Annotated in this window: 3 protein-coding genes; 1 reads left to right on the top strand and 2 read right to left on the bottom strand. The window is 69.1% G+C overall.

Translation table 11 applies throughout. The features are described from left to right. Positions 1-255: 255 nt before the first annotated feature. Both ahpF and ahpC read right to left on the bottom strand, forming a co-directional pair. Positions 256-1,839: an alkyl hydroperoxide reductase subunit F gene (ahpF, locus tag FNH05_RS34340; protein WP_144593018.1), complete on the bottom strand. Its 1,584-nt coding sequence runs from the start codon at positions 1,837-1,839 to the stop codon at positions 256-258. A 92-nt stretch (positions 1,840-1,931) separates the two neighbouring features. Continuing rightward, on the bottom strand, positions 1,932-2,495 hold the full coding sequence (gene ahpC / locus FNH05_RS34335) for an alkyl hydroperoxide reductase subunit C (RefSeq protein WP_144593017.1): 564 nt from the start codon (positions 2,493-2,495) through the stop codon (positions 1,932-1,934). A 416-nt stretch (positions 2,496-2,911) separates the two neighbouring features. Between ahpC and FNH05_RS34330 the strand changes: the two genes are divergently transcribed. Next, positions 2,912-3,583 carry an enoyl-CoA hydratase-related protein gene (locus FNH05_RS34330; RefSeq protein ID WP_144593016.1) on the top strand — a complete coding sequence of 224 codons (672 nt, stop codon included), beginning with the start codon at positions 2,912-2,914 and terminating at the stop codon, positions 3,581-3,583. The last annotated feature ends 170 nt before the right edge of the window (positions 3,584-3,753 follow it).

Below are 3,753 nucleotides of genomic sequence, written 5' to 3'. Positions count from 1 at the left end.
CGCCCTACACCGCAAGCGGACCGGACTTTGCCGGGGCCCTGGCCCTTACGACCGTGAGGGGTCCCCTCACGGCAAACCGCACCTCTATCCGGGTGCGTGCTCGCCGAGGCCACCTTCCGGCCGCTCACCTGCCGGAGCGTGGGACACAAGCGCCGGAGCGTGGGACACAAGCGCCGGAGCGTGGGACACAAGCACCGGAGCGTGGGACACAAGCACCGGAAGGTGGGACACGACCGGGAAAGCCCGGTGGGTGGGTCAGGCGTCGGTGCTCGCCAGTGCCGGGGCGGTGGTGCGGATCAGGTGGTCGAAGGCGCTCAGTGCGGCCGTCGAACCGGAGCCCATCGCGGTGACGATCTGCTTGTAGGGGCTGGTGGTGCAGTCTCCGGCCGCGAACACGCCGGGCACGGAGGTCGCGCCGCGCTCGTCGATCACGATCTCCCCGCGGTTGGTGAGCTCGATGGTCCCTTCGAGCCACTCGGTGTTCGGCAGCAGGCCGATCTGCACGAACACCCCTTCGAGCGCGAGCGTGTGGTGCTCACCGGAGGTGCGGTCCTCGTAGACCAGGCCCGTCACCTTCGCGCCGTCGCCGGTCACCTCGGTCGTCCGCGCGTTCACTAGCACGTCCACATTGGACAGACTGTGCAGCTTGCGCTGCAGCACCTCGTCGGCGCGCAGCGTGCCGTCGAACTCCAGCAGCGTCACGTGCTCGACGATGCCGGCGAGGTCGATCGCGGCCTCCACCCCGGAGTTGCCGCCGCCGATCACCGCGACGCGCTTGCCCTTGAACAGGGGGCCGTCGCAGTGCGGGCAGTAGGTGACGCCCTTGTTCCGGTACTCCTGCTCGCCCGGGACCCCCATGTGCCGCCAGCGCGCCCCGGTGGCCAGGATCACCGTGCGGCCGCTCAGCACGGCACCGCTTTCCAGTTCGACCCGGTGCAGGTCGCCGGGCTCGGCCGCGGGCACGAGCCGGGCGGCGCGCTGGAGTTCCATGATGTCGACGTCGTAGGCCTGCGCGTGCTGCTCCAGCGCCGACGCGAGCTTCGGGCCTTCGGTGTAGGGGACTGAAATGAGGTTTTCGATCGCCATGGTGTCGAGTACCTGGCCGCCGATGCGTTCGGCGACGAGCCCGGTGGCGATCCCCTTGCGCGCCGCGTAGACCGCCGACGAGACGCCTGCGGGGCCGGCACCCACGACGAGCACGTCGAAGGGTTCCTTGTCGTTGAGGGCCGAGGCCGCCCGTTCCCCAGCGCTGGTGTCCAGTTTGGACACGATCTGCTCGAGGGTCATGCGGCCCTGGTCGAACACCTCGCCGTTGAGGAACACGGTGGGCACCGCGAGCACGCCGCGGGCCTCGACCTCCTCGCGGAACAGCGCGCCGTCGACCGCGACGTGGGTGATCTTCGGGTTCAGCACGCTCATCAGGTTGAGCGCCTGCACCACCTCGGGGCAGTTCTGGCAGGACAGCGACAGGTAGGTGACGAAGTGGTACTCGCCGTCCAGCCGCTGGATCTGCTCGACGAGTTCGGGGGCCGTGGTCGAGGGGTGGCCTCCGACCTGCAGCAGGGCGAGCACGAAGGAGGTGAGCTCATGGCCGAGCGGGATCGCCGCGAAGCGCACTGAAACGTCCGTTCCGGCGCGCACGATGGCGAAGGACGGCCGTCGCTCGTCGTCGTCGGCCCGCACCACGGTGACCTTGTCGGAGAGCGCCGCGACCTCGTTGAGCAGCTCCAGCAACTGCTGCGACTTGGCGCCGTCGTCGAGCGAGGCGACGAGCTCGACCGGCTGCCGGAGAAGCTTGAGGTGCTGGGCGAGCTGCTGGGACAGTGCCTTGTCGAGCACGGAGACCTCCAGGGGCGTCAAGGAGCGGGGGCCCGGCGCGGACGCCCGATGGGGCGTGGTCCGCGCCGGGCCGGGACGATCGGCGGGGTGGGTCAGATCTTGCCCACGAGGTCCAGCGACGGGGCGAGGGTCTCGTCGCCCTCTTCCCACTTCGCCGGGCAGACCTCGTTCGGGTGCTCGCGGACGTACTGCGCGGCCTTGACCTTGCGCAGCAGCTCGGCGGCGTTGCGCCCGACTCCCTCGGAGGTGATCTCCATGAGCTGGATCACGCCGTCGGGGTCGATCACGAAGGTCGCGCGGTCGGCCAGGCCCTGGCCCTCACGCATCGCGTCGAAGTTGCGGGTGATCTCGCCCGAGGGGTCGCCGATCATCGGGAACTGGATCTTGGCGATGGTGTCGGAGGTCTCGTGCCACGCCTTGTGCGTGAAGTGGGTGTCGGTGGACACCGAGTAGATCTCCACGCCGAGGCGGGTGAAGTCCGCGTAGTGGTCCGCCAGGTCGCCCAGTTCGGTCGGGCACACGAAGGTGAAGTCGGCGGGGTAGAAGAAGACGATCGACCACTTGCCGCGCAGGTCCTGGTCGCTCACCTCGACGAACGAACCGTTGTGGAACGCAGTGGCGGTGAACGGCTTCACTTCCGTGTTGATCAGTGCCATCGGTTGCAATCCTCCATGCCTGTTTTCTGGAACCATACCAATCTTGGCGGCCTGGAACGCGCCGGGTGGGCCGGCCTCACACAACCCTCCGACCTGGACGATCCACAGGTGACGAACGGGAATCGGGGTCTACCAGCACTCATCGGCCCGCCGGACGCTTTCCTTGCGGGGTCGGTGATCATCCTCACAATGGTAAGGCTATCCACAGTGGACGGACGACGGTTGGCGCGGCGGTTTCGGGTGTGCGGCGCCACGGTAACAGCGGTGGGGAGCCGGTCGGCGCGGAGTACCCCCGTGGGTAATCTGGAGGAAACCCCGGCCGGCGTCCGATGCCGGCGCCGGGGTGACCGGAACGACTGGTGTTACTCGTCGGTAGGATCGGTGCTCACGCCGATCCGGCTCACGAAGGAGTGCCCATGCCCACGCTGGAGCGCCACGACGAGGTCTTCGTCCTCGACCTCGGGGACACCGAGAACCGCTTCCACCCCGACTGGCTCGCGGAGGTCGACGGCCTGCTCGACGAGGTGGAGCGGGCGGAGGGGCCCAGGGCCCTGGTCACCGCGGCGACCGGCAAGTTCTTCTCCAACGGTCTCGACCTCGACTGGCTGTCCACCCACGGTGACCGCGCCTCGGAGTACGTGGTGAGCGTGCACGAACTGTTCGCGCGGGTCCTGTCGCTGCCGATGATCACCGTGGCGGCCCTGCAGGGACACACCTTCGCCGCCGGGGCCATGCTGTCGCTGGCCCACGACTTCCGGGTGATGCGCGCCGACCGCGGCTTCTGGTGCCTGCCCGAGGCCGATATCAACATCCCGTTCACCCCCGGGATGTCCGCGCTCATCCAGGCCCGCCTGAGCCCGCAGACCGCGCACGAGTCCATGACCACGGCGCGGCGCTACGGTGGCCAGGACGCGCTCGCGGCGGGGATCGTCGACCGCGCGGCCGGTGAGGAAGCGGTGCGGGAGACGGCGCTGGAGATCGCCCGCTCACTGGCCGCCAAGGCGGGCCCGACCCTGGGCACCATCAAGTCCCGGATGTACGTCCCGGCCCTGAACGCCCTGCGCGACAAGGACAACCCCTTCGGCTGAGCCGCACGGGGGCGCCCCGTGCGGCTCGTTCACGGGCGCCGGGACCCGAGGAAGGGGAGCAGGAGCGACAGCAGGGCTTCGGGCCGGTCGAGCGGGATGATGTGACCGCAGTCGTCGATGATCCGCCCGTCGAGGTGGTCGGTGACGGCGGTCTCTTATACACATCCGAC

It is taken from the genome of Amycolatopsis rhizosphaerae (genome assembly GCF_007713715.1).
GTDB classification, from domain to species: Bacteria; Actinomycetota; Actinomycetes; order Mycobacteriales; family Pseudonocardiaceae; genus Amycolatopsis_E; species Amycolatopsis_E rhizosphaerae.
The sequence above is the reverse complement of the archived record's forward strand: the minus strand, read 5'-3'. Positions and strand labels throughout refer to the sequence as shown.

Excerpts from the sequence above, each read along its gene's own strand:
- ahpC (WP_144593017.1), bottom strand. The coding sequence starts at position 2,495 with ATGGCACTGATCAACACGGAAGTGAAGCCGTTCACCGCCACTGCGTTC.
- FNH05_RS34330 (WP_144593016.1), top strand. The coding sequence starts at position 2,912 with ATGCCCACGCTGGAGCGCCACGACGAGGTCTTCGTCCTCGACCTCGGG.